Source organism: Agrobacterium sp. P15N1-A (assembly GCF_044626815.1).
Lineage (GTDB): Bacteria > Pseudomonadota > Alphaproteobacteria > Rhizobiales > Rhizobiaceae > Agrobacterium > Agrobacterium leguminum.
Genome location: NZ_JBIUPF010000004.1, coordinates 285055 through 311100, shown reverse-complemented (window position 1 = coordinate 311100; position 26046 = coordinate 285055). Strand labels below are relative to the sequence as shown.

General features: G+C 60.5%; 24 protein-coding genes. 18 read left to right on the top strand and 6 right to left on the bottom strand.

The genetic code is table 11. From position 1 onward, the window contains the following. Positions 1–48: 48 nt before the first annotated feature. From glnT to ACIK7D_RS16485, 3 genes are all read left to right on the top strand, one after another. Positions 49–1356, top strand: coding sequence for a type III glutamate--ammonia ligase (gene glnT / locus ACIK7D_RS16495; protein ID WP_137453592.1), 1308 nt, complete (start codon positions 49–51; stop codon positions 1354–1356). Between the two features lie 189 nt (positions 1357–1545). After that, positions 1546–2430, top strand: coding sequence for a formyltetrahydrofolate deformylase (gene purU / locus ACIK7D_RS16490; protein WP_400156824.1), 885 nt, complete (start codon positions 1546–1548; stop codon positions 2428–2430). A gap of 142 nt (positions 2431–2572) precedes the next feature. Further along, the gene (locus tag ACIK7D_RS16485) at positions 2573–3271 is read left to right on the top strand and encodes a GntR family transcriptional regulator (RefSeq protein ID WP_080819568.1); all 699 of its coding nucleotides are present in this window, start codon (positions 2573–2575) and stop codon (positions 3269–3271) included. Positions 3272–3313: 42 nt separating this feature from the next. On the opposite strand, the gene hutH is transcribed toward ACIK7D_RS16485, so the two are convergent. The 5 genes from hutH to ACIK7D_RS16460 all read right to left on the bottom strand — a co-directional run bounded on the left by hutH (position 3314) and on the right by ACIK7D_RS16460 (position 8069). Then, on the bottom strand, positions 3314–4822 hold the full coding sequence (gene hutH, locus ACIK7D_RS16480) for a histidine ammonia-lyase (protein WP_400156823.1): 1509 nt from the start codon (positions 4820–4822) through the stop codon (positions 3314–3316). Then, a complete protein-coding gene (locus ACIK7D_RS16475; protein WP_400156822.1) occupies positions 4815–5645 on the bottom strand; it encodes a glycine betaine/L-proline ABC transporter ATP-binding protein in 831 nt (276 codons plus the stop codon). Before ACIK7D_RS16475 ends, hutH begins: the two co-directional genes overlap by 8 nt. Beyond that, complete coding sequence (locus ACIK7D_RS16470; RefSeq protein WP_003519593.1) at positions 5638–6495, bottom strand: proline/glycine betaine ABC transporter permease; 858 nt, start codon at positions 6493–6495, stop codon at positions 5638–5640. Before ACIK7D_RS16470 ends, ACIK7D_RS16475 begins: the two co-directional genes overlap by 8 nt. 95 nt (positions 6496–6590) lie before the next feature. Further along, positions 6591–7628: an ABC transporter substrate-binding protein gene (locus ACIK7D_RS16465; protein WP_400156821.1), complete on the bottom strand. Its 1038-nt coding sequence runs from the start codon at positions 7626–7628 to the stop codon at positions 6591–6593. Between the two features lie 99 nt (positions 7629–7727). Then, entirely contained in the window at positions 7728–8069 is a 342-nt protein-coding gene (locus ACIK7D_RS16460) for a hypothetical protein (protein ID WP_400156820.1), read from the bottom strand. A 130-nt stretch (positions 8070–8199) separates the two neighbouring features. Here ACIK7D_RS16460 and hutC point away from each other — a divergent pair, with 130 nt between their 5' ends. The 12 genes from hutC to ACIK7D_RS16400 all read left to right on the top strand — a co-directional run bounded on the left by hutC (position 8200) and on the right by ACIK7D_RS16400 (position 19788). Continuing rightward, complete coding sequence (gene hutC, locus ACIK7D_RS16455) at positions 8200–8940, top strand: histidine utilization repressor (RefSeq protein WP_400156819.1); 741 nt, start codon at positions 8200–8202, stop codon at positions 8938–8940. Between the two features lie 276 nt (positions 8941–9216). Further along, a complete protein-coding gene (locus tag ACIK7D_RS16450) occupies positions 9217–9819 on the top strand; it encodes an amino acid synthesis family protein (protein WP_003519589.1) in 603 nt (200 codons plus the stop codon). 11 nt (positions 9820–9830) lie between these two features. Further along, positions 9831–10676 (top strand): alpha/beta fold hydrolase, encoded by an 846-nt coding sequence (locus ACIK7D_RS16445; protein ID WP_142845376.1) that lies wholly within the window; start codon positions 9831–9833, stop codon positions 10674–10676. After that, positions 10673–11611: a flavin reductase family protein gene (locus tag ACIK7D_RS16440; RefSeq protein WP_400156818.1), complete on the top strand. Its 939-nt coding sequence runs from the start codon at positions 10673–10675 to the stop codon at positions 11609–11611. Before ACIK7D_RS16445 ends, ACIK7D_RS16440 begins: the two co-directional genes overlap by 4 nt. Next, positions 11608–12648, top strand: coding sequence for an LLM class flavin-dependent oxidoreductase (locus ACIK7D_RS16435; RefSeq protein WP_400156817.1), 1041 nt, complete (start codon positions 11608–11610; stop codon positions 12646–12648). Before ACIK7D_RS16440 ends, ACIK7D_RS16435 begins: the two co-directional genes overlap by 4 nt. 4 nt (positions 12649–12652) lie before the next feature. Next, complete coding sequence (locus ACIK7D_RS16430; RefSeq protein ID WP_400156816.1) at positions 12653–14119, top strand: aldehyde dehydrogenase; 1467 nt, start codon at positions 12653–12655, stop codon at positions 14117–14119. 4 nt (positions 14120–14123) lie between these two features. Beyond that, a complete protein-coding gene (locus tag ACIK7D_RS16425; RefSeq protein ID WP_400156815.1) occupies positions 14124–14438 on the top strand; it encodes an NIPSNAP family protein in 315 nt (104 codons plus the stop codon). 57 nt (positions 14439–14495) lie between these two features. Next, positions 14496–15506, top strand: coding sequence for an ABC transporter substrate-binding protein (locus ACIK7D_RS16420; protein ID WP_127755519.1), 1011 nt, complete (start codon positions 14496–14498; stop codon positions 15504–15506). A 108-nt stretch (positions 15507–15614) separates the two neighbouring features. Next, complete coding sequence (locus ACIK7D_RS16415; protein WP_400156933.1) at positions 15615–16442, top strand: ABC transporter permease; 828 nt, start codon at positions 15615–15617, stop codon at positions 16440–16442. A 1-nt stretch (position 16443) separates the two neighbouring features. After that, complete coding sequence (locus tag ACIK7D_RS16410) at positions 16444–17244, top strand: ABC transporter permease (RefSeq protein ID WP_174024360.1); 801 nt, start codon at positions 16444–16446, stop codon at positions 17242–17244. Next, positions 17241–18323 carry an ABC transporter ATP-binding protein gene (locus tag ACIK7D_RS16405; protein ID WP_400156814.1) on the top strand — a complete coding sequence of 361 codons (1083 nt, stop codon included), beginning with the start codon at positions 17241–17243 and terminating at the stop codon, positions 18321–18323. Before ACIK7D_RS16410 ends, ACIK7D_RS16405 begins: the two co-directional genes overlap by 4 nt. Positions 18324–18333: 10 nt before the next feature. After that, entirely contained in the window at positions 18334–19788 is a 1455-nt protein-coding gene (locus ACIK7D_RS16400; protein WP_400156813.1) for an NAD-dependent succinate-semialdehyde dehydrogenase, read from the top strand. Positions 19789–19811: 23 nt separating this feature from the next. Here ACIK7D_RS16400 and ACIK7D_RS16395 read toward each other — a convergent pair whose 3' ends face one another. Next, positions 19812–20426, bottom strand: coding sequence for a TetR/AcrR family transcriptional regulator (locus ACIK7D_RS16395; protein WP_127755889.1), 615 nt, complete (start codon positions 20424–20426; stop codon positions 19812–19814). A gap of 307 nt (positions 20427–20733) precedes the next feature. On the opposite strand from ACIK7D_RS16395, the gene ACIK7D_RS16390 reads away from it, so the two are divergent. The 3 genes from ACIK7D_RS16390 to ACIK7D_RS16380 are packed head-to-tail and all read left to right on the top strand — an operon-like array spanning position 20734 to position 25963. After that, positions 20734–21810, top strand: coding sequence for an efflux RND transporter periplasmic adaptor subunit (locus ACIK7D_RS16390; RefSeq protein ID WP_269313216.1), 1077 nt, complete (start codon positions 20734–20736; stop codon positions 21808–21810). Next, the gene (locus ACIK7D_RS16385; protein WP_400156812.1) at positions 21810–22895 is read left to right on the top strand and encodes an efflux RND transporter periplasmic adaptor subunit; all 1086 of its coding nucleotides are present in this window, start codon (positions 21810–21812) and stop codon (positions 22893–22895) included. Before ACIK7D_RS16390 ends, ACIK7D_RS16385 begins: the two co-directional genes overlap by 1 nt. Further along, positions 22892–25963, top strand: coding sequence for an efflux RND transporter permease subunit (locus ACIK7D_RS16380; protein ID WP_400156811.1), 3072 nt, complete (start codon positions 22892–22894; stop codon positions 25961–25963). Before ACIK7D_RS16385 ends, ACIK7D_RS16380 begins: the two co-directional genes overlap by 4 nt. Positions 25964–26046: the final 83 nt, after the last annotated feature.

The window sequence follows — 26046 nt, the reverse complement described above, 5'->3', positions numbered from 1 at the left end:
CCGTCTTTTTTCGATGAAGTGTCTGATATTCAAAAAAAGGGGAATGACGTGACACTGGACCTCTCCAAATTTGCTGCCGAAAAGGGCATCAAATATTTCATGATCAGTTATACCGATCTCTTCGGCGGCCAGCGCGCCAAGCTGGTTCCCGCAGAAGCCATTGCCGATATGCAGAAGGATGGCGCGGGTTTTGCGGGCTTCGCCACCTGGTTCGATCTGACGCCCGCCCATCCCGATCTATTCGCCGTGCCCGACGCCTCCTCGGTCATCCAGCTCCCCTGGAAAAAGGATGTCGCCTGGGTCGCCGCCGATTGCGTGATGGAAGACCAGCCGGTGGAGCAGGCGCCGCGCGTGGTGCTGAAAAAGCTTATCGCTGAGGCGGCAAGCGAAGGGCTCAGGGTCAAGACCGGCGTGGAGCCGGAATTTTTCCTGATTTCGCCGGATGGTGCGAAAATCTCCGACGAATACGATACGGCGGAGAAGCCCTGCTACGACCAGCAGGCGGTGATGCGCCGTTATGATGTGATCGCCGAGATTTGCGATTACATGCTGGAGTTGGGCTGGAAGCCCTACCAGAACGACCATGAGGACGCGAACGGCCAGTTCGAGATGAACTGGGAATATGACGACGCGCTGCAGACCGCAGACAAACATTCCTTCTTCAAATTCATGGTCAAATCCGTCGCCGAAAAACACGGGCTGCGCGCCACCTTCATGCCGAAGCCTTTCAAGGGCCTGACCGGCAATGGCTGCCATGCCCATATTTCGGTCTGGGACATCGACGGCAAGGTCAACGCCTTTGCCGACAGGGAAATGCCTTTCGGTCTGTCGGCCAAGGGCAAGACGTTTCTCGGCGGCATCATGAAACATGCGTCCGCTCTTGCGGCCGTCACCAATCCGACGGTCAATTCCTACAAGCGCATCAACGCGCCGCGAACGATTTCCGGCGCGACCTGGGCGCCGAATACGGTGACCTGGACCGGCAATAACCGCACCCATATGGTGCGCGTGCCGGGGCCGGGACGGTTCGAACTGCGCCTGCCGGATGGAGCCGTGAACCCCTATCTGCTGCAGGCCATCATCATCGCCGCCGGCCTTTCCGGTGTCCGCTCCAAGGCCGATCCCGGTCCGCACTACGATATCGACATGTACCGCGAGGGCCACAAGGTTACGGATGCACCGAAGCTGCCGCTCAACCTTCTCGATGCGCTGCGCGAATATGAGAAGGATGCGGAGTTGCAGCAGGCGCTCGGCACGGAATTCTCCAAGGCCTATCTGAAGCTCAAGCAGGGTGAGTGGAACAGCTATTGCTCGCAATTCACCGCATGGGAGCATCAGACCACCCTCGACGTCTGAGCCCGGGTTTCCCCGCCGCTCTTGCGGCTTTTCCCCGCGCTGATCAAAAGCGCGGGGTTTTTCACTAAAGCGCGTCGCGTCCAATCTGGTTCATGCCACGCGCTTTAGATCTTTGTTTTTAAGCATGTCTCCCAAAATCGCTGCACACTTTTGGGAGACATGCTTTATCGATGACAGAAAGAGTGCCAGATGACGAACTTCGTCCTGACCGTGACATGCAAATCCACCCGCGGCATTGTCGCCGCCCTTTCAGGCTTTCTCGCTGAGAAGGGGTGCAACATCGTCGACAGTTCGCAATTCGACGATCTCGGCACCGGTCGTTTTTTCATACGCGTGGGTTTCATCTCCGAGGAGGGGGCCACACGCGACGCGTTGATGGCCGGGCTTGCTCCGATTTCCGAAAAATTCGGCATGGAGGTGGCGCTGCACGACCAGGCAGAGCGGATGAAGGTTCTTTTGATGGTGTCGCGCTTCGGCCATTGCCTCAATGACCTGCTCTACCGCTGGCGCATCGGGGCGCTGCCGATCGATATTGTCGGTGTGGTTTCCAACCATTTCGATTATCAGAAGGTCGTCGTCAATCACGACATTCCGTTCCACCACATTCCGGTGACGAAAGAGAACAAGCCGCAGGCCGAAGCCCGGATCATGGAGATCGCGGAAAGCTCAGGTACGGAACTCGTCGTGCTGGCGCGTTACATGCAGGTGCTTTCCGACAGGATGTGCGAGGCGATGTCGGGCAGGATCATCAATATTCACCATTCCTTCCTGCCGTCCTTCAAGGGCGCCAACCCTTACAAGCAGGCCTATCAGCGCGGTGTGAAGCTGATCGGTGCAACGGCGCATTATGTGACCGCCGATCTGGATGAGGGACCGATCATCGAGCAGGATATCGTGCGCATCACCCATGCCCAGTCGGCCGAGGACTATGTTTCGCTCGGCCGCGACGTGGAAGCGCAGGTGCTGGCGCGTGCCATCCACGCCCATATTCATCGGCGCGTATTCCTGAATGGCAGCCGAACCGTAGTGTTTCCCCCCGGTCCCGGATCTTACGCTTCGGAAAGAATGGGATGAGCATTCTGCGTGAGCCGCGCTGATGTTGCCTTAAGCAGAGCACGGCGCTAAATAAGCTGGTACGCCATAATACAAAAGCCATTTCCCGTTTTGTTCGTAACTGCGTTGCAACGAAACGGGAGGTGTCAAACGAGGTGATACCATGACAGATGCTTCGCACGGAACTGCCATTCGCGTTGAGCGCCCGACAAAGACGTTGAGGGAGCTCGCTCTCGACAAGGTCCGTGACGCCATCGTGAACGGTTATTTCCGCCCGGGCGACCGTCTGGTCGAGCGCGATCTCTGCGCCCAGCTCGGCGTTTCCCGCACCATCGTTCGTGAGGTCCTGCGGCATCTGGAATCCGAGGGGCTGGTTGCGAATTTGCCGAACAAGGGGCCGATGGTCGCGATGCTCGATCTCGATGAGGCGAAGCAGATTTATGAAATTCGCGGTGCGCTGGAGGGAATGGCGGCACGCCTTTGTGCGGAGCGCCGCGATCCAGCCATCGTGGAAGCGCTTGAAGTGTCGCTCAGGCATATCCGCGAAAGCTATGTCGCCAGGGATATGCCGGGCGTTCTGGCGCATACCTCGTCCTTTTATCAGACGCTGTTCAGCAAGATCGACCGGCATGTCGCCTGGGGCGTCGTCAACCTGCTGACGGTGCGGATCAACCATCTTCGTTCGATGACGATCAAGACGAAAAGCCGCGATACCGAAGGTCCGGCGCAAATGGAAAAGATCGTCGAAGCCATCCGGCAGGGGGACGGAGACGCCGCTTACAAGGCGGCTCTGGACCATGTCGCGAGCGCAAGCGCGATTGCGGAAGCCGTTCTCATCGCCCAGAAGAGCGGCAAAGAGTGACCTCTTCCGCCTCGTATTCGGCTAAAATTTCCGGCGCAGTATCTAGCCTGCGTCGGCACCTATTCCCGCAAGCGTGGTTTGCAGCATTTCCCGAACGGCAGCTACCAGATTGTTGAGCGGCTGGTCGTCGCGGTAAAATGGCGCCGCCGTCCGGACGTGCTGATAAAGCCTATCGGTGCCGGGCGCACGGCCGGCTTCGCCTGGCTGCATGTCGTAGGCCTGCGCGGCGCTCATGATCTCGATTGCCAGAATGGTTTCCAGATTGCCGATAATCGAAAGCGTCTTGTCGGCAGCGGCGGTGGCGTGAGTCAGTATATCCTCCTGCAAGGCGGAGGTGATGCCGCCATCGAGGCTGGCGGGGGCGGCGAGGCGGCGGTTTTCCGCGGCAAGCGCTGCGGCCGTGTACTGGATGATCATGAAACCGGAACAGACACCATCGCTTTCCGCCAGAAAGGCGGGCAGCCCGCTGACAAGCGGGTTGACGAGCCGGTCGATACGCCGCTCGGAAATCGCCGCAAGTTCGGCTGCGGCCGTCGCCAGCCCATCCATGGCAAGCCCGAGCGCCGCACCGACGGCGTGGGCCTGGGAGTGGACCTCGGGCGCCTGCGGCGTGCCGCCGACGACCGGATTGTCCGTGACACTCGCGAGCTCGCGGTCTACGACATCGGCGATCTGCGCGACGCTGTCGCGAACGGCGCCATGCACCTGCGGCACGGCGCGCAGGCTGAGCGGATCCTGCGTGCGCGATCCGGCCGACCGGGCAAGAAGCGGGCTTGCCGCCAGAAGCTGGCGCAGATTTGCGCCGACGGTTTGGATGCCGGGCGAGCTGCGCAGTGCCAGCGGCCCTGCGGCGAAGGGATCGGCCTGCGCACCAAGGTTTTCATAACTCATCGCCGCTGCCGCATCGGCCCAGTCAAGGAGCGAAGTCGTGCGGGCAAGCGCGAGGCTGGCGAGGCCGGTGGCGCAGGGTGTGCCGTTAACGAGGCTGAGCCCCTCCTTCGCCTGAAGAACCATGGGTTCGAGGTTAAGCTTTTCGAGCCCCTGTCTGCCGCTGATGAGTTCGCCGCCGTGGCGGGCCCAGCCTTCGCCGATCAGCACCAGACCTATGGCCGCGGCATGGGTGAGGTAACCCACCGAGCCCTTTGACGGAATAACGGGAAGAATATCGCCATTCAGCAGGGCGAGCAGCGCTTCGACCGTCTTGACCTGCACGCCGGAATAACCATGCGCGAAGTTGTTGATCTGGGCGGCCATGATGGCGCGCGTTTCTTCGCGTCCGAGCGGTTCTCCGACGCCGCAGGAGTGGCTGAGCAGGATGTTGCGGGAGAGGGCCTGCTGCTGCGGGATGTCGACGATCACATCGCAGAGCGCGCCGACACCTGTGTTGATACCGTAACCGCGAACCCGTTTTTCGACCAGCGCATCGACGATGGCGCGGGCTTCGGCAATGCGCCGCCACGCTTTATCCGACAGGGAAAGCGTCGCACCTTTTGCAGCAGCGGCGATCTCTTGCCAGGTGAGGGGACGATCGATGGTGATCGTATCAGCCATGCTGGCCTTCTCCCGCACCCGTGCGGCGCTCCACGAAACGGGCGACATAGTCGTTTGCGGGGCTGTTGAGGATCTGGTCCGGCGTTCCCACCTGCACCAGTTTGCCGTCCTTCAGGATCGCGATCTGCGCGCCGATGCGGAGCGCCTCGTCGAGATCGTGGGTGATGAAAACGATGGTCTTGTGCAGGTTCTTTTCGAGTTGCAGCAACTGGTCCTGCATGTCGGCGCGGATCAGCGGATCGAGCGCCGAAAAGGCCTCGTCCATCAGGATGACGTCGGTATCGGCGGCCAGCGCGCGGGCCAGACCGACACGCTGCTTCATGCCACCGGAAAGCTGGTGCGGAAACTTGTCCTCATAGCCAGAAAGGCCCACGGTCTCGATCCACTTCATGCCGATGGGCCGTGCGTCGGCCTTGGTCAACCCGCGCACGCGCTGGCCGTAAACGACGTTCTGCAACACGGTGCGGTGCGGCATCAGGCCGAAATTCTGAAACACCATGCTGACGCGCCGGTTGCGGAAGTCGCGCAGATCTTTCGGTTTCAGTGCGAGAACATTGTCGTCGCCGACGAGAATCTCGCCGCTTGTCGGTTCGATAAGGCGATTGATATGGCGCACCAGCGTCGACTTGCCGGAACCGGAGAGGCCCATGATCACGAAAATGCGGCCGCCCGCTATATCGAGGTTGACATTGTCGAGCCCGACGCTGCACCCCGTCTTTGCGAGGATTTCGCTCTTTTCCGCGCCCTGCTGCGCCATGGCGAGCGCAGCCTTCCAGTTGCCGCCGAAGATCTTGGACACGTTGCGGATATGGATATCAGTCATTGCCCATTTCCTTCCGGCTGGATCGGCCAAAACCCTGGGTGATACGATCGAGCACGATTGCGAGAATCACGATGCCGAGGCCCGCTTCGAGGCCCTTGCCGACATCGAGCGTCTGGATGCCGTTCAGCACCTGCTCGCCAAGGCCGCGCGCGCCGATCATCGAGGCGACGACGACCATGGAGAGCGCCATCATGATCGTCTGGTTGAGGCCGGCCATGATCGTGGGCGTGGCGAGCGGCAATTCGACGCCGAAGAGGATTTGTCTCGGGCTGCCGCCAAAGGCGGTCGCCGCCTCCACCACTTCCCGGTCCACCTGCCGGATGCCGAGATCGGTCAGGCGGATCAGCGGCGGCACGGCGTAAACGATGGTGGCCAGCACGGCCGGAACCTTGCCGAGACCGAAAAGCATGATGGCGGGAATGAGATAGACGAAGCTCGGCATGGTCTGCATGACGTCGAGCACCGGCAGGGTGATGCGCCTTGCCCACTCGCTTTTGGCAAGCAGGATGCCCATGGGCACGCCGATGACGATGGAGATGAGGCTGGCAATCAGCATCAGTGCCAGCGTCTGCATTGTCAGGTCCCAGAGACCGAGCGCGCCGACGATGAAAAGCATTACCGCCACCATGATGACGAGCGAAATCTTCTTCGCCGCGAACCAGGCGAGCACCAGGAAGACCAGAAAAATGACCCACCACGGCAGACCGCGCAGCACCCATTCCACGAAGAGGATCGCCTGCAGGATCGTCTGCGAGATCGCCTTGAAAACGGAGCCGTAATTCACCACCAGCGAACGCACGATCTCGTTGATCGGGCCTCGGATGGAAATATGGAAAACTTCAGGAAACATTGGTGTCGTCCTCGCGCCTGCCGACCCCATGTCCGGGAGCCGGCCCCTGTCCTGACGGGAAAATGCGCGCCGGAAGCCCGGCGCGCCTGCGATGTTTACTTGACGGCGGCTTCGATCCGCGCCTTGGCGTCCGCAGAAACCCAGCTGCCCCAGATATCGGCCTTGGTCTGAAGGAAGGTTTTGGCGGCGGCTGTCGCATCGACCTGTTTGTCGGTCATATAGGCGAGGCTGGAGTTGATCTCGGTCAGCGGGAATGTCGCCTTTTCAAGGATCGCGATGATTTCCGGCGCTTCCTTCGCAAAGGTGCTGTTCACGCCATAGGCCACCTCGACGGAGGGGAAGGCGCAACCGGCGTCGCGCTTTCCATCGGCGCTCGTCAGTTCCTTCCAGCAGGCGTCGCTATAGGCCGGCTCCTGCAGCTGGATGAGCTTGTATTTGCCCATGATTGCCGTTGGGCTCCAGTAATAGAACAGCATCGGCTCGCCCTGGAGATAGGCGGCGGCAATGGCGGCGTCGAGAGCGGTGCCGGTGCCGGGGCGGAAGTTCACATAGTTTGCTTCCAGCTTGTAGGCCTGCAGCTTAGCGGTATTGACGCCTTCGCAGGTCCAGCCCGAGGGGCAATTGAGGAAGCGGCCCTTGGTCGGCTCTTCCGGATCCTTGAACAGCTCGACGATCTTCGGGTCGGAAAGCTGGTCGACGCTCTTCAGGTCCGGAGCCTTGGCTTCGATGCCTTTTGCCGGGTCGCCCTTGACCAGATATTCCGGCACGAACCAGCCTTCGGCGGCGCCAACGAAGGTCTTTCCGACCGATGTTACCTGGCCTGCTTCCGCAGCCTTGTTCCAGACGTCGGAGCGGCCGATCCATTCTTCAGCGAAGATCTGCACGTCGTTATTGGCGGTCGCCTGTTCCAGCGTCACGGAGTTGCCGGGAATGGAATCGACCTTGCAATCATAGCCCTTGGAGAGGATTTCCTTCATGACTTCGGTGATGAAAGCACCGCTTTCCCAGTCGATGCCGGCGAAGGTGATGGTCTTTCCAGCGGCGCAATAGCCTTCCGCTTTCGCGGACCCGGCATAGGCTCCCATGATGAGCGCGGTGGTGGCCAGCGCGATTTTCAGCTTTGAATTCAGCATTGCATTCCCCTTTTGGTTTGATGATTGGCAAGTTGCTGGCATGCGTTTTGTGGTTTCAGCCGGGCGCTCCGGGCAGATGTCTACCCGTGAGCCCGGCGGTCATTGGTGCATTTCATGTCCCATCGAAATCGGCAGCCGGTTGATTGTCGAATCAATACGGAATTCGTTGTTCGCCTCGAAACGATGTGCCGAAAGTTCACTATACAACTTTGAAAAATTCAAATGGTTCACGCGCATTGGCGACGCCGGGTAGAAGGCGCATGCGGTTGGCGGGTTCTGGCAAGGGCGGTCTTTCAGCGCATATTGCGCGGCCGAGCCACCAAACATGGCTTCGGCACCGGCATGGCAGCTCCTGCCGTTGCGCTGGGCGGGCATTCGAATATCGCCCCGACTATCGGCGGGAGACTTGCGGCCGCTGGAGATCGAGTCTTCGCTTGCCATTATTTTCCCCTCAAGTTGTATATGTAACTTCACACATTTGCGAAAGACAAGCAAGATAGGATGTGATAATTTTGTGCTTGCGCGGATTCTGGCTGCGTTTTGTGCAGTCGCCCGATTTTTAGGAGTTTGAATGCTGCCCGTCACCGAAAACGAGTTTCCTGTCTCGGGCGATCGCTCCTCCTTGCCGCTGTATGAGCGGGTGAAAGAACAGATCAAGGATAAGATCGCCAGCGGCGAGTGGTTGACCAACCACAGGATACCCTCCGAAAACGAGATCGTCGACATGCTGGGTGTCAGTCGCATGACGGCAAACCGCGCGCTGCGGGAGCTGGCAACCGAGGGGGTGATCGTTCGCGTGCAGGGGCGCGGGTCCTTTGTCGCCCCGAAAAAGCGAAGCGCCGGCATGATGGGCGTGCGCAACATTGCCGACGAGATCAAGGAGCGCGGTTCGACGCATCGGCCGAGCCTGATTCTCGCCCAGACGGAAGTTTGCGGTCCCGATCTTGCAACGGCGCTGGAGATCGCCGTGGGAGCGAAGGTTTTTCACTCCATCATCGTGCACCACGAAGACGATGTGCCGATCCAGCTCGAAGATCGCTTCGTCAATGCGGAGATCGCTCCGGATTATCTTATGCAGGATTTCAATACGCTCACCCCGAATGCCTATCTGACGGCGGCGGCACCGATTTCGCGCACCGAGCAATTCATCGAGGCGGCATCGCCCCAGCCCTGGGAATGCAAATTGATGGCCATCAGCCGAAACGAGCCCTGCCTTCTCGTGCGCCGCAGAACCTGGTCATCAAGCCGCGCCGTCACGTCCGTGCGGCTGCTCTATCCCGGTTCCCGATATCGGCTTGAAAGTCAGGAATAGAGGCCGCCGGCCTCGGCTCCCTGATCTTCCGTAACATTGCTGCCGTATCGGGCGGCTACTTGCGCATCCAGTCCGGCTGATGACGCCCCGGTCAAATCTGCCCCATTTTCCCGCCTCCAATCGTTGCTTGCCAAGTGCAATCGGTTGGCCATAGCGCTCGGCTTATCGGCGACGACAACCCCAAAAATTCCATTGCTCACCCTTACGGGATTACGGTACTTGACAGTCGTATATTATGGCATACCATAAGCCATCATATTTACGGAGAGAGCGCTGATGTCCATCCAGATCCGCAAGACCCTGCTGCAGGTCGAAACGACGTTGATTGAGGGGGGCAAGGCTGCCGCAGCGCCGTTGAAGCTGTTCGCCGCCATTGCGGTCGTTAAAAATCCGTGGGCGGGCAAAGGTTTCGTAGCCGATCTGAAGCCGGAAATTCACGCAGGTGCGCCGGTGCTGGGCGAATTGCTGACGAAGATGATCCTTGACGCCGTCGGGTCCGGCGAGGCGGTGGAGGCCTATGGCAAGGCGGCCGTCGTGGGGCTGGATGGTGAGATCGAACATGCCTCCGCGCTCATCCATACGCTGCGCTTCGGCAATCACTATCGTCAGGCGGTCGGCGCCAAATCCTATCTCGCTTTCTGCAACACACGCGGCCCCGGCAATGCGCCGATCATGATCCCGCTGATGGACAAGAATGATGAGGGTCGCCGTTCGCATTATCTGACGATCCAGACGGCCATTCCCGATGCTCCGGCCGCCGACGAGATCGTGGTCGCACTCGGTGCTTCCGTTGGCGGCCGGCCGCACCACCGCATTGGTGACCGTTATCAGGATCTGAAGGATCTCGGTCAGGATGTCGCCAATCCGGCCGGCGTTTGAGGCGGACGCCAATGCAAAGGGTCGCCGACACGTCACGGGTCAATGGTGCAAAGACAGGCGCCGCCACGCTTCCCCGGAAAACGACCGGAGGCGGGGCCGCCTATTTCGAAGCCGGCGCGGGCGAGAATCTGATCCTCATCCACGGTGTTGGAATGCGGCTCGAAGCATGGACGCCGCAGATCGAGGTGTTTTCGAGGACGCACCGCGTCATCGCGGTCGATATGCCGGGCCACGGCGGCAGCGAACGTCTTGCGGCCGGCAGCACTCTTGAGGATTTCGTCGGCTGGTTCGGCCGGTTTCTCGACGACATGCGGATAGAGCGCGCCAATGTCGCCGGGCATTCCATGGGGGCGCTGATTTCCGGCGGGGCAGCCGCGACGCTTGGAGATCGCATAGCGCGTGTCGGGTATCTGAACGGTGTTTATCGCCGCGACCCCGTTGCGAAGGCGGCGGTGCTTGCGCGCGCGGCGGCGATCCGCACCACGGGCGTGGACAAGGAAGGCCCCTTGCTGCGCTGGTTCGGCGATGATCTGAAAAGCCAGCACGCCCGGGAATTGACGAGAGGCTGGCTGGAAATGGTCGATCCGGAAGGTTACGCGGTCGCCTATACCGCTTTTGCGGGCGGGGATGAGACCTATGCCGACCGCTGGCCTTCTGTCACCTGCCCGGCGCTTTTTCTGACCGGTTCGGACGATCCGAACTCCACGCCCCTGATGGCGGAGCAGATGGCGGCGATCACGCCGCGCGGTTATGCCCGTATCGTTGAGGCGCACCGGCATATGGTCAATCTGACCGCACCCGAAACCGTCAATGCACTGATGGCTGAATGGCTGGCTTTAGAGGAGGAGCCGCAATGACCGTTGCAACCCTTGACCCGCGCGCCCTGCGCGACGCATTCGGCGCCTTCGTGACTGGGGTGACGATCGTTACCACCCGCGACGAAGCCGGAAAGCCGGTGGGTTTCACCGCAAATTCCTTCACCTCGGTCTCGCTCGATCCGCCGCTGCTGCTGATCTGCCTTGCCCGCACCTCGCGCAATTTCGCGACGATGAGGGGTGCGAAAAATTTCGCCGTCAATATTCTGTCGGAAGGCCAGAAGGACCTGTCCAATACGTTCGCCCGGCCGGTGGAAGATCGTTTTGCCGCCGCCATCTGGTCGGATGCGCCGGCAGGCTCACCGGTCTTTGCCGATGTTGCGGCCTGGTTCGAATGTTCGATGCAGGAGGTTATCGAGGCCGGAGACCACGTCATTCTGCTCGGTCGCATCGAGGCGTTCGAGAATAGCGGCCTGAACGGCCTCGGTTATGCGCGCGGCGGTTACTTCACGCCGATGCTGGCCGCCAAGGCGCTTTCGGCTGCGGCAGAGGGTGAAATCGCTGTCGGCGCGGTTCTCGAGCGTCGTGGCGAGATTTACCTCGTTGGTGAGGATGTGCTGTCGCTGCCCGGCTGCGTCGTGGCGGGCGGCGATCCGGTCGCGGCGCTGACGGCGCGGCTGGAAGAACTCACCGGGCTGCCGGTCAGGACGGGCTTTCTTTACTCGGTTTATGAAAACAAGGCGGATGGGCGTCAGCACATCGTCTACCACGCGCTGGCAGATGGTGACGATGCGCCGCGCCATGGCCGTTTTCTGTTGCCCGGCGCGCTGGCTTCGGCAAAGTTCGACTCCGGCGCGACGGCGGACATTGTCAACCGGTTCGCGCTGGAAAGTTCAATCGGCAACTTCGGTGTCTATGTCGGTAACGAGACTGCCGGCAGGGTCCACCCCATCTCGATGAAGGCGGCAAACCCATGAAATTCTCCCTCTTCGTCCATATGGAACGGCTGGACGCCTCGCAGGATCACAAGACGCTCTACGAGGAGTTCGTAACGCTTTGCGAAATCGCCGATCGCGGCGGCATGCATGCCATCTGGACCGGTGAACATCACGGCATGGACTTCACCATTGCCCCGAACCCCTTCGTGACGATCGCCGATCTGGCGCGGCGCACCAGGACGGCGCGCCTTGGCACGGGAACGGTAATCGCGCCCTTCTGGCACCCGATCAAGCTTGCCGGCGAAGCCGCGATGACCGACCTCATCTGCGATGGCCGTCTCGATATCGGCATTGCGCGCGGTGCTTACTCGTTTGAATATGAGCGGCTGCTTCCGGGCCTCGATGCCTGGGGCGCCGGCCAGCGCATGCGCGAGCTGATCCCGGCCGTCAAAGGTGTGTGGGCAGGCGACTATGCCCATGACGGCGAGTTCTACAAATTTCCGGCCACCACCTCTGCTCCCAAGCCATTGCAACAGCCCTTCCCGCCGATCTGGGTGGCGGCGCGCGATCCGAATTCGCATGAATTCGCCGTCGCCAATGATTGCAACGTGCAGGTGACGCCGCTTTGGCAGGGCGATGACGAGGTGGAAACCCTGATGGGCCGCTTCAACGATGCCTGCGCCAAGAACCCGGAAAAACAGCGGCCGAAAATCATGCTGCTTCGCCACACCTATGTCGGTTCCGATGAAGCCGATATCGCCCAGGCAGCGCATGAGATGAGCGTCTATTACAATTATTTCTTCGCCTGGTTCAAAAACGAAACACCGATCCATCAGGGGCTGATCGAGCGTATTGCGCCCGAAGACATCGCCGCCAACGCGATGCTTTCCACCGATGTCATGCGAAAGAACAATGTCGTGGGCAATGCCGATGAGGTGATTACCCGGCTTAAAGCTTACGAGGCCATGGGCTATGACGAATATTCCTTCTGGATCGATACGGGCATGAGCTTCGAGCGTAAGAAGGCCTCGCTGGAACGCTTCCTTTCCGATGTCATGCCGGCTTTCGGGGAGTAACGCGATGCGCAGTTTCCAGTGCTATATCGATGGACGTTTCGAAGATGGCGAGGCGCGTTTCGCAAGTCTCGATCCCGCAAGCGGCACGGCATGGGCCGAAATGCCGGAAAGCCGCGAGGCCGATGTCGGTCGTGCGGTCGAAGCCGCGCATCGGGCGCTTTACGAAGATGCAGGCTGGTCGAAACTGACGGCGACACAGCGTGGCAAGCTGCTCTATCGGCTCGCCGATCTGGTCAGTGAGAATGCGAAGGCGCTCGCCGAACTCGAAACCCGCGATACCGGCAAGATCATTCGGGAAACCTCCGCGCAGATTGCCTATGTCGCGGATTATTATCGTTATTATGCGGGTCTGGCCGACAAGATCGAGGGCGCCTATCTGCCGATCGACAAGCCGGATATGGATGTCTGGCTGCGACGCGAACCCGTGGGCGTCGTGGCGGCCATCGTGCCGTGGAACAGCCAGCTGTTTCTCGCCGCCGTCAAGATCGGTCCCGCACTCGCCGCCGGCTGCACCATCGTCGTCAAGGCCTCGGAAGATGGGCCGGCACCTCTTCTGGAATTTGCCCGGCTGGTGCATGAAGCCGGTTTTCCCGCCGGCGTCGTCAATATCGTCTCCGGCTTCGGCGCATCCTGCGGCACGGCGCTCACCACCCATCCGAAGGTGGCACATATCGCCTTTACCGGCGGTCCGGAAACGGCGCGTCATATCGTGCGTAATTCGGCTGAAAACCTCGCTTCCACCTCGCTGGAACTCGGCGGCAAATCGCCGATCCTCGTTTTTGCCGATGCCGATCTCGAAAGTGCTGCCAATGCGCAGGTGGCTGGCATTTTTGCCGCGACCGGCCAGAGCTGCGTCGCCGGCTCGCGGCTGATCATCGAAAGAAGTATCAAAGATCGATTCCTCGATATTCTGAAGGCGAAAGCTGAGGCGATCCGCATCGGCTCGCCGCTGGATATGGCGACGGAAGTAGGCCCGCTGGCGACGGAGCGTCAAAGAAAGCATATCGTTTCTCTGGTTTCCGCCTCCGTGGATGCGGGCGCCAAGGTTGTCACAGGCGGTGCGCCTCTAGACGGCGACGGTTATTTCTATCGGCCAACCATTCTCGATTGCGACGGCATTCGTTCCCCATCGATGGGGAAGGAGTTCTTCGGCCCCGTCCTCTCGGTCGTTTCATTTGAAACCGAAGCGGAAGCCATCGCGCTGGCCAATGACACGGTCTATGGCCTTGCCTCCGGTGTCTTCACGCAGAACCTGACGCGCGCCCACCGTCTGATGAAAGCGATCCGTGCCGGCATCGTTTGGGTGAATACCTACCGTGCGGTCTCTCCGATTGCGCCTTTCGGCGGATTCGGCCTGTCGGGCGACGGTCGCGAAGGCGGGCTTGCGGCGGCGCTCGATTACACGCGCACCAAGACCATATGGTTGCGCACCTCCGATGACCCGATCCCCGATCCCTTCGTGATGCGGTGAGCCCATGTTTTACGAAATCCGTACCTACCGGCTGAAAAACGGCGCCATTCCCGCCTACCTCAAGGTGGTCGAGGAGGAGGGTATCGAAATCCAGAAGATCCATCTCGGCGAGCTGGTGGGTTACTTCTTCTCCGAGATCGGACCGATCAATGAGATCGTCCATATCTGGGCCTTTTCGAGCCTGGATGACCGCGAAGAACGGCGCGCACGGCTCATGGCCGATCCGCGCTGGTTGTCCTTCCTTCCGAAAATCCGCGACCTCATCGAAGTCGCCGAAAACAAGATCATGAAACCAGCGCGATTTTCACCGCTCGGGTGAAATGCGCCGTTTGCGACGTGCATACCAACAAGAAGCTCTAAAACGGAGTAAGGGAACATGAAATTGAAACTGGTATTGACGACATGCGCCGCTCTTTTTGCCCTTGGTGCATCTGCTGAGGCGAATGATCTGGTTTTCTCCAGCTGGGGAGGAACCACGCAGGACGCCCAGAAGGCGGCCTGGGCTGAAAAATTCATGGTGTCGACCGGCATTAATGTGGTGCAGGATGGTCCTACGGACTACGGCAAATTGAAAGCCATGGTCGAGGCGAACGGCGTGACCTGGGATGTGGTCGATGTCGAGGGCGATTATGCCGCGCAGGCCGGCCCGAAGGGCCTATTGGAAAAACTCGATTTTGCCGTCATCGACAAGACCAAACTTGATCCGCGCTTCGTGACGGACTACTCCGTCGGCAGCTTTTATTATTCCTTCGTCATCGGCTGCAATGTCGATGCCGTGGCCGCCTGCCCGAAGAGCTGGGCGGATCTGTTCGACACCGCGAAATTTCCCGGTAAACGAACCTTCTACAAATGGTCTGCGCCGGGCGTGATCGAAGCCGCCCTTCTGGCCGATGGCGTGGCCGCCGACAAGCTTTATCCGCTCGATCTCGACCGCGCTTTCAAGAAGCTCGATACGATCAAATCCGATATCATCTGGTGGTCCGGCGGCGCGCAGTCGCAGCAGTTGATTGCATCTGCGGAAGCGCCATTCGGCAGCGTCTGGAACGGGCGCATGACGGCGCTTGAAAAAAGCGGCGTGAAGGTGGAGACCTCCTGGCAGCAGAACATCACCGCGGCGGATTCCCTCGTCGTTCCCAAGGGAACGAAGAACAAGGATGCGGCGATGAAGTTCATCGCGCTCGCCACCTCTGCGCAGGCGCAGGCGGATATGGCGACCGCGACGGGTTATGCGCCGGTCAATATCGAATCCGCCAAGCTGATGGATCCGGAAACCGCCAAGACACTGCCGGACCAGCAGACGGCAAGCCAGGTCAATGCCGATATGAGCTACTGGGCGCAGCATCGCGATGAGATTGGCGAGCGCTGGTACGCCTGGCAGGCGAAGTAAGATAACGGCGCGGGCCGCGACAGGCGCCCGCGCGATTTTCCACGTCCGGGAGGTTTGGGCATGGTCTCGCTTACCGATGAAACAGTCAGCCCGAAAGCGAAGGTGCGGATGCCTTTCCGGCCCGGCAACTTTACGGCTACCCTGCCGGCGCTTGTCCTGCTTGTCCTGTTCTTCGTCGTTCCGGTTCTGATCCTGCTGTCGCGCAGCGTCACCGAACCTGTTTTCGGATTGGGCAACTATGCCGCCCTGCTGGGAAGCTCCACCTATCTGAAGATTTTCTTCAATACCTTCGCGGTGTCGGCGCTGGTCACGGTCGTGTCGCTGGCGATCGGCTTTCCCGTCGCCTGGGCGCTCGCCATCATGCCGGCGCGGCTCGCTTCCATCGTCTTTGCCATATTGCTCCTGTCGATGTGGACCAATCTTCTGGCGCGCACCTATGCGTGGATGGTGCTGTTGCAGCGCACGGGCGTGGTGAACAAGACGCTGATGGGACTCGGCATCATCGATCAGCCTCTGGCGCTGGTCAATAATCTTACCGGGGTAACGATAGGCATGACCTATATCATGCTGCCCTTCATCATCATTCCGCTCTATGGCGTCATCCGCAAGATCGATCCGGCCATTCTTCAGGCGGCGGCCCTGTGCGGGGCGACACGCTTTCAGGCGCTGACCCGTATCCTTATTCCGCTGGCCGCGCCCGGCATGATTTCCGGCGCGCTGATGGTCTTCGTCATGTCGCTCGGTTACTTCGTCACCCCGGCGCTCCTTGGCGGTACGGCGAACATGATGCTGGCCGAACTCATTGCGCAATTCGTCCAGTCGCTCGTCAACTGGGGCATGGGCGGGGCGGCCGCACTGGTGCTGCTGGGGGTGACGCTGACGCTTTACGCCGTGCAGCTCAAATTTTTCGGCGCGGCCGGGGCAGGGGGGCGCTGACATGCTTTTGAACTATAACAGCCTCGGCGTCTGGAAATGGCTACTCCTCCTGATCACGCTGCTGACGACGGCATTTCTCGTTCTGCCCATCGTTTTCATCGCAGCGCTGTCCTTCGGCTCGTCGCAATGGCTGATCTTTCCGCCGCCCGGCTGGACATTGAAATGGTATGCGGATTTCTTCGCCGATCCGCGATGGCTGGAGGCCGCCTGGACGAGCCTGCGCATAGCCCTCATGGTCACGGTGCTGTCCGTGCTGATCGGTCTTGTCGCCTCCTTCGGGCTGGTGCGCGGCCGTTTCATCGGGCGTAACACGCTTCGCGCGCTGTTCATGACGCCGATGATCCTGCCCGTCGTGGTGCTGGCTGTGGCGCTTTACGCCTTTTTCCTGAAACTTGGCCTTGCCGGCACCACTGCCGGGTTCGTTATCGCCCATCTTGTCGTGGCGCTGCCCTTTTCCATTCTGGCGTTGACCGGCGCGCTCGAGGGTTTCGACAAATCGATTGAGGATGCGGCGGTGCTGTGCGGCGCAAGCCCGTTGCAGGCGAAAATCCGCATCACGCTTCCCGCCATCAGTCACGGCCTGTTTTCGGCGGCGATCTTCTCCTTCCTAACCTCGTGGGATGAGGTGGTGCTGGCGATCTTCATGGCAAGCCCGACATTGCAGACGCTGCCGGTGAAAATCTGGGCAACGCTGCGTCAGGATCTGACGCCGGTGATCGCGGCCGCCTCCACGCTTCTCATCGCGGTGACCATCATTCTCATGCTGCTTGTCGCGGCTGTGCGAAAAGGACTGAAAACATGACCAAACCGCTCCTGCAGATTCGCGGCATCCGCAAGCAATACGGACCGGTCGTCGCCGTTCAGGACGTCAATCTCGACGTGCAACCGGGCGAGTTCATGACATTTCTCGGGCCGTCCGGCTCGGGCAAGAGCACGACGCTTTATATCCTCGCTGGTTTCGAGCAGCCGACATCGGGCGATATTCTGCTGAACGGTGAAAGCCTGCTGTCGACGCCGTCGCACAAGCGCAATATCGGTATGGTCTTCCAGCGCTACACCCTGTTTCCGCATCTGTCGGTCGGTGAGAACATCGCCTTTCCGCTGAAGGTCCGCCGCAAGAGCAAGGCGGAAATCGATGCGAAGGTGGAGGAAATGCTGCGGCTTGTCCGTCTCGAAGGTTTCGAGGACAGAAAACCGGCGCAGATGTCGGGCGGCCAGCAGCAACGCGTGGCGCTCGCCCGCGCGCTTGCCTACGACCCGCCGGTGCTTCTGATGGATGAGCCGCTGTCGGCGCTCGACAAGAAGCTGCGCGAAGAAATCCAGTTCGAAATCCGCCGCATTCACCAGCAGACGGAAGTGACGATCCTCTATGTTACCCACGACCAGGAAGAGGCCTTGCGTCTTTCCGACCGCATCGCCGTGTTTTCCAAGGGGGTTATCGACCAGATCGGCACAGGACCGGAGCTTTACGCTCACCCGGCTACCCGTTTTGTGGCTGAATTCATCGGCGACAGCGATTTCATCGCCTGCGATCTCCTCGCCGCCTCGGGCGGCAAGGCGACGGTGTCGCTCGGCCGGGATATCGTCTTCGATCATATTCCGGTGCATGGTGAGGCTGCGCCGGGAACGAAGGCGGCGCTGATGCTGCGCCCGGAGCGGCTGCAGCTCAGCCGTAACCGGCCGGTCGCCGCCGCCGGTTTCCAGGCCACGGTCAGCGATATCACCTTCCTCGGCAACAATGTCCATGTGGTGGCCCATACCGGCTCGGGTGAGCCGCTTGCAGTGCGCCTGCCTTTCGGCCATGAGGCGATTTCTGGCCTCAACCGTGGCGACCTCGTGCATCTCGCCTTCGATCCGGCCTCGGCGCAGGTCTTCTGTTGAGGGATGGGCCATGCATCTGAATGATCCCACACTCTTCGGCGAGAAAGTGCCGGTGGCCGGTCGCTGGATCGGTTGCGATGGCCATGAAACGGCGGCGATCCGCAATCCCGCAACCGGAGAGATCGTTGGACGGGTTCCAGAACTCGGCGCGAAGGAAACACGAGAAGCGATCGCTGCGGCTGTAATCGCCCAGAAGGAGTGGGCCCGCCGCACCGCCGGCGAGCGTGCGAATATCCTGAAGGAATGGTTCCGGCTCGTCATGGAAAACCGTGACGATCTCGGCATGATACTGACGCTGGAACAGGGAAAGCCGCTGGCGGAAGCAAAGGGTGAGGTCGCCTATGGTGCGAGCTTCATCGAATGGTTTGCCGAGGAGGCGCGGCGGATCAATGGCGAGACAGTGCCCGGCCACCAGCCGGACAAACGCATTCTGGTTCTCCGCCAGCCCGTGGGCGTGGTTGCGGCCATCACGCCATGGAATTTCCCCAATGCCATGATCACCCGCAAGGCCGGCCCGGCGCTGGCCGCCGGCTGTGCGGTGGTGCTGAAACCGGCGCCGCAAACGCCGTTTTCTGCCATCGCCCTTGCGATCCTTGCCGAGCGCGCCGGCCTGCCGCTTGCGCTTTTCAGCATTTTGACAGGGCCAGCCGCCGAGATAGGCGCAGAAATGACGGCAAGCCCGGATATCCGCCTTCTGACCTTTACCGGCTCGACGCGCACAGGAGAGCATCTTTACCGGCAATGTGCGCCGACGATCAAGAAACTGGGGCTGGAACTCGGCGGCAATGCGCCCTTCATCGTCTTCGATGACGCCGATCTCGATGCAGCTGTTGAGGGCGCGATCCTCGCCAAATTCCGCAACAATGGTCAGACCTGCGTTTGCGCCAACCGTCTTTATGTGCAGAGCGGCGTCTATGACGCTTTCGCTGAAAAATTCGCTCGAGCCGTCGCGCAATTGAAGGTCGGTAACGGGTTGGAGGGGGCAAGCATTCTCGGGCCTCTCATCGATGCAAACGCCGTTGCCAAAGTGGAGGCCCATATTGCCGATGCGCTTTCGAAAGGCGCGGAAGTCACTACCGGCGGCAGAAGACATGCGCTGGGCGGCAACTTCTTCGAGCCGACGATCCTGCGCAATGTCGATGCCGGCATGCAAGTGGCGCATGAGGAAACCTTCGGGCCTCTCGCCCCGCTCTTCCGCTTCGAGAATGAGGCCGATGTGATCGCGCAAGCGAACAATACGGATTTCGGTCTCGCATCTTATTTTTATGCGCGCGATCTGTCGCGGGTCTTCCGGGTCGCCGAGGCGCTCGAATATGGCATGGTCGGCGTCAATACGGGGGCTATTTCCACCGCGGAGGCGCCTTTCGGCGGTGTCAAGATGTCGGGTCTTGGCCGGGAAGGGTCACGCCACGGCATCGAGGAATATACCGAGCTCAAATATGTTTGCATCGGCGGCGTCGGCTAAGGCCGGGCCGCGAAGAATGATGCCTATGCCAGCAGCCCGCGCATGATCAGCTCGAGATGAATTTTCAGGACGGCTTGTCTGTCCAGAATGCGCCGGTCGTTGAAAATTAGCCGAAACACCAATGTTCCGACCATGGGTGACATCACCACTTTGGCGAGTTCGGGAGGGTTGGCCCTGAACCTTTTTTTCGCGACGCCTTCCTCGAGGACCGCATCGATGCGTGCAAAGACCGGCGCCATCATCGTGTCATGGTGCTGGTCGATGAGATCCGGGAATTTTGCGCCTTCCGCGACGATTAGACGAAACAGTTCCCGCATTTTTCTATTGTCGACGAGTGAGTCGAACAGGAATTCGAGCAGCAGACGAAGCTGCTCGACGGGATCGTCTGACTTGTGCGTATAGGCCCTGAACGCCTCCCGGAACGGCATGGAGGCACGTTTTACCATGGCCTCGAAGAGCGCCTCCTTGGTTTCGAAATAGACGTAGACCGTTCCCTTCGTCACCCCCACCCGTTCCGCGATGTCTTCCACCCGCGTCGCGGTAAATCCCCTTTTGGTGAATTCTTCGAATGCTGCATCGAGAATTTGCAACGGACGTTGTATCTTCTGTTCAGCACGTGTCAGTTTTGCTTTCGCCATGGCCCCGGATTCCTTCTTTATTTTCGACGCGTGCCCTTCTGTCCGTCGCGATTGGCGGAAATGAGAGATGGGTTTGCCTATAGCACCGGCGCAAAAACCGGAACGATTTTTGTGAAGGCGCGCGCATGCTTCAATATGCCGGAACATTGCCGATGCGCCCGCAGGTATGTGCCGGACGAGAAGGAAATGATCATTCGGGAGGCTGGCCCGATGTTCCGGACAGCTCCCCCGATCAGCGGCATAAGAATTTCATTGACTATTCAGTCAGTCAAATATTATAGGATGAGGCGAAGATCAAGAGGTCACCATGAGAACTATTCTTATCGCGGCGGCGCTTGGCGGTATTTTCGCCCTGTCGTCCTGCAGCAATGAAGAGCCGCCTGCCGAAAAGCCGCTCCGCACCGTCGATGTGGTCGCGGCTGAGAAAAAGCCTGTCGATCGCGGCAGCGTCATCACGGGCGAAGTAAAGGCACGGGTCCAGACGGATCTGTCCTTCCGCGTCAGCGGCAAGATCACCGAGCGGCTGGTGGATGTGGGCGCAAGGGTGAAGACCGGGCAATTGCTTGCCCGCATGGATCCCGAAGAGCAGAAGGCCGATCTCGATGTCGCCCTGGCCAACCTGCAATCAGCGGAAGCGCAGCAGACGCAGGCGCAATTGACGTTCGACCGTCAGCAAAGCCTGTTCAGGACGCAGGTGACCTCGCGTTCGGCGGTCGACAAGGCCCAGGAAACCCTTCTCACGACGCAAGGAGCGGTGAGATCGGCGCAGGCGCAGCTCGATACGGCGCGCGATGCCCTGTCCTATACCGAACTCAGGGCGGATGCGGACGGCGTTATCACGGCGCGTAATGTGGAGGTCGGCCAGGTGGCGCAGGCCGCCCAGCTCGTCTTCACGCTGGCGCATGACGGGCCGCGCGATGCGGTCTTCGATGTTTACGAATCCCTCTTCCTCGAGCGTGATATCGACAATCTGGTCAATGTCAGCCTCCTGTCGGACCCCGCCCGCAGCGTTGCGGCGCCGGTGCGGGAGATTTCTCCGACGATAGACCCGGACAATGGAACGATCAGGGTCAAGGTGGGTCTGAACGGCGATATGACCATGCCGCTCGGCGCGCCCGTATCCGGCCATTTCCGCTTCAAACAGGTCGATGCGATTGAGCTTCCGTGGTCGGCGATGACGTCGCAGGACGGCTTACCCGCCGTCTGGGTGGTCGATCCGCAATCTTCGGAAATCGCCATGCGGCGCGTCGAGGTCGCCGATTACGAGACGGGTCAATTCGTCATCACGCAGGGGCTTAATCCCGGCGATCTCGTCGTCACCGTCGGCACCAAATTTCTCCGCGCCGGTGAAAAGGTCGCCTATGAAAAGGGGCAGGCACAATAATGTCCAGTATATATAAATGCTTGTTTTTGTTGGCTGTGGCGATTGCGGTTTCCTCCTGCGAGAACAAGCAGGAAGCAGCCGCTGAAGCGCCGCGCCCGGTGCTTTCCGTCGTCGTGGAAGAGAAGCCGGCCGATGCCCTGCGTCTGACCGGCACGGTGGAATCGCGCATTCAGACCGATCTCGGCTTTCGCGTGCTCGGGCGCATTATCGCCCGCAATGTCGATGTCGCCGATCTTGTGAAGAAGGGTGACGTGGTAGCGTCGATCGATCCGCTCGCGCTCGAGCTTGCGGTGAAGAGCGCGCAATCCGACCTTTCCAATGCGGAAGCGCAGCTGGCCAATGCAGTGACGACCGAGCAGCGCCAGCGTGTGCTGGCCGAGGCGCGCAGCGGCACGGAAGCCGCACTGGAAGAGGCCGAGCAGGCAACACGCACCGCCAATGCCGCTGTCGCCAAGGCCCGCGCCAATCTGGACAAGGCCGAGGAGCAGCTGGGTTATGCGCAGCTGCATGCGGAATTTGATGGCGTCGTAACGGCAACTTCGGGCGAAATCGGTCAGGTGGTCTCGGCCGGCCAAACGGTCGTGACCATTGCCCGTCCGGAAGTGCGCGACGTGGTGGTCGATGTTCCGCAGTTTGCGGCGCAGCGGTTGGAGATCGGCTCCGCCTTCGAGGTCGCCCTGCAGCTCGATCCGAAAATTCGCACCAACGGCGTGGTGCGCGAGATCGCTCCGGAAGCCGAAACGGCGACGCGTACGCGCCGCACGAAGATCAGCCTGCAGGATGCGCCGCCGGCATTCCGGCTGGGGTCCGTCGTCACGGCCTCGGTGCTTGCTGCCTCCGAACCGCAGATCATGCTTCCGTCATCGGCCCTGCTGAAAACCGACAATGGATGGGGCGTCTGGATCGTCAATGCCGAGACGGCAACGGTAACGCTTCGCCCGGTCACGATAGAGGGCGAGCCTGCCGAAGGCGGCAACGTCCGCATCATCGGCGGCGTCAAGCCCGGTGAGCGCGTTGCCAGCGCCGGCGTTCACAAGCTCAAGGATGGACAGGCCATCAGGATCGATCAGGAGGTCCGTCAGTGAAGAAATTCAATCTCTCCGACTGGGCGCTCGAACACCGTTCGCTCGTCTGGTACTTCATGCTGGTTTTCGTTCTTGCCGGCGTTTTCTCCTATCTCAACCTCGGCCGCGAGGAAGATCCGAACTTCACCATCAAGACCATGGTGATCAGCGCGCAATGGCCCGGCGCTTCCGCCGAAGAGGTGGCGCGGCAGGTGACCGACAGGATCGAGAAAAAGCTCGAGGAACTCGACAATCTCGACCATCTGCGCAGCCAGACGGTCGCCGGCCGCACAACGATCTTCGTGGAACTGGTGCCGGAAACCAAGGCGCGCAACGTCGAGCCGACCTGGGTGCGGGTGCGCAACATGATCGGCGACATCAAGGGCGACTTCCCCTCGGGCGTCGTCGGTCCCTTCTTCAACGACCGCTTCGGCGATGTCTATGGCAATATCTACGCCTTCACCAGCGACGGTCTCAGCCAGCGGCAATTGCGCGATCTGGTGGAGGATGCCCGTGCGAAGGTGCTGACCGTCGACAATATCGGCAAGGTCGATGTCATCGGCGCGCAGGACGAGACGATCTATCTGGAGTTCTCCACGCGGCAGATCGCGGCGCTCGGCATCGACCAGCAGTCGATCATCAAGACGCTGCAAGCCCAGAACGCCGTCACGCAATCCGGCTTCGTCAATGCCGGGCCTGAGCGCGTGGCGCTGCGTGTAAGCGGCCAGTTCACCTCGGAGGACAGCCTGCGGTCCATCAATCTGCGGGTCAACAACCGGTTTTTCCCGCTGACGGAAGTGGCGACGATCCGGCGCGGTTATGTTGATCCGCCGTCCTCGCTGTTCCGCTTCAACGGCCAGCCGGCCATCGGCCTTGCCATCGGCATGAAAACCGGCGCGAACCTGCTGCATTTCGGCGAGGCGCTGGATGCGCAGATGAAGCGGGTGGTGGCGGATTTGCCTATTGGTGTCGATGTGCATCGCGTGTCCGATCAGCCGGCCGTGGTCGATGAGGCGGTCTCTGGCTTCACCTCGGCGCTCTTCGAGGCCATCGCCATCGTTCTCGTCATCAGCTTCATCAGCCTTGGCCTCAGGGCCGGCATGGTGGTTGCCGTTTCCATTCCGCTCGTGCTGGCGATCACCTTCGTCTACATGGAATATACCGGCATCTCGCTGCAACGCATCTCTCTGGGCGCCCTCATCATCGCGCTCGGGCTTCTCGTCGACGATGCGATGATCGCCGTCGAGATGATGGTGGCGCGGCTCGAGGTCGGTGACGATCTCAGGAAAGCGGCGACCTATGTTTACACCTCGACCGCTTTCCCGATGCTGACCGGTACGCTGGTCACCGTCGCCGGCTTCATTCCGGTCGGTCTCAACAACAGCGCGGCGGGTGAATTCACCTTCACGCTTTTTGTGGTGATCGCCGTTTCGCTGATCGTGTCATGGATCGTCGCGGTCCTGTTCACGCCGCTGCTCGGCGTGACGATCCTGCCGAAGACGATGAAATCGCATCACGAGAAAAAGGGCCGCTTTGCCTCCGCCTTTTCCTGGCTTCTCGGCCGGGCGCTGCGCTGGCGCTGGGTGACGATTATCCTCACCATCGCGCTGTTCGGCCTTTCTATCGGCGGTATGAGCCTTGTGCAGCAGCAGTTCTTCCCGTCATCCGACCGCGTGGAACTGATCGTTGACTGGAACCTGCCGCAGAACAGTTCCATTGCCGAAACCAACCGGCAGATGGCGCAGTTCGAGCAGGAAATGCTGGCCAAGAATCCGGATATCGACCATTGGACAACCTATGTCGGTGAAGGCGCGCCGCGTTTCATCCTGTCCTTCGACGTGCAGACGCCGGATGTCACCTTCGGCCAGACGGTCATCGTCACCAAGGGGCTGGATGTGCGTGACAAGGTGCGCGCCGAATTGCAGGACTATCTGAACAAGACTTTTATCGGCACGGACGCCTTCGTGAAACTGCTCGATATCGGTCCGCCGGTCGGAAAGCCGGTACAATATCGCCTCAGCGGTCCTGACATCCAGAAGGTGCGTGAACTCGGGCAGCAATTGTCGGGCATCGTCGGCGAACATCGGCTACTGTCCAACATGGTGATGGACTGGAACGAGCCGACGCGCGTCGTCAAGGTCGATGTTCTGCAGGACAAGGCCCGCCAGCTCGGCGTCTCCTCGGAAGATATCGCCAATGCCATGAACAGCATTGTCGAAGGCTCCACCGTCACGCAGGTGAGGGACGATATCTACCTCATCAACGTGGTGGCGCGGGCGCAGCTTTCGGAGCGCGGCTCCATCGAGACGCTGCAAAACCTGCAATTGCCGGCAACCAACGGCAAGGCCGTGCCGCTCTCGGCAATCGCCAATTTCCGCTATGAGCTGGAGCAGCCGACCATCTGGCGTCGTGACAGGATCCCGACGGTCACCGTCAAGGCGGCCATTATCGGTCCAACGCAGCCGGCGACGATTGTGGAACAGCTGAAGCCGAAGATCGAGGCGTTCCAGAAAACGCTTCCCGTCGGCTATACGCTGGAGACGGGCGGCTCGGTGGAATCCAGCGCGGATTCGCAAGCGCCGATCGTCGCTGTCGTGCCCATGATGCTGTTTGCGATGGCGACGATCCTGATGATCCAGTTGCAGAGCTTCAGCCGGCTGTTCCTGGTCTTTGCCGTGGCGCCGACTGCCCTGATCGGTGTCGTGGTGGCGCTGCTTTTCTCCAATGCGCCGATGGGCTTCGTCGCCATTCTCGGCGTGCTGGCGCTAATCGGCATCCTGATACGCAACTCGGTCATCCTCGTCGTGCAGATCGAGCATCTGAGAAGCGAAGGGGTCTCGGCATGGCGTGCCGTCATCGAGGCGACCGAGCATCGCATGCGACCGATCATGCTGACGGCGGCGGCGGCCACGCTTGCCCTCATCCCCATCTCCCGGGAAATCTTCTGGGGGCCGATGGCCTATGCGATGATGGGCGGTATCGTGGTTGGCACGGCGCTTACCCTGCTCTTCCTGCCGGCGCTCTATGTCGCGTGGTTCCGCATTCCGCGTGAGGATGACAAGCCGGAGGCAGCGGAAATCAAGGCGTAATATCTGACGCGGAGCGAGGGTGCGGCGATACAGCGCCCTCGCTTCAACAAAAAATATCCGCCGTCGTTGTTCCGGCTGGCAGG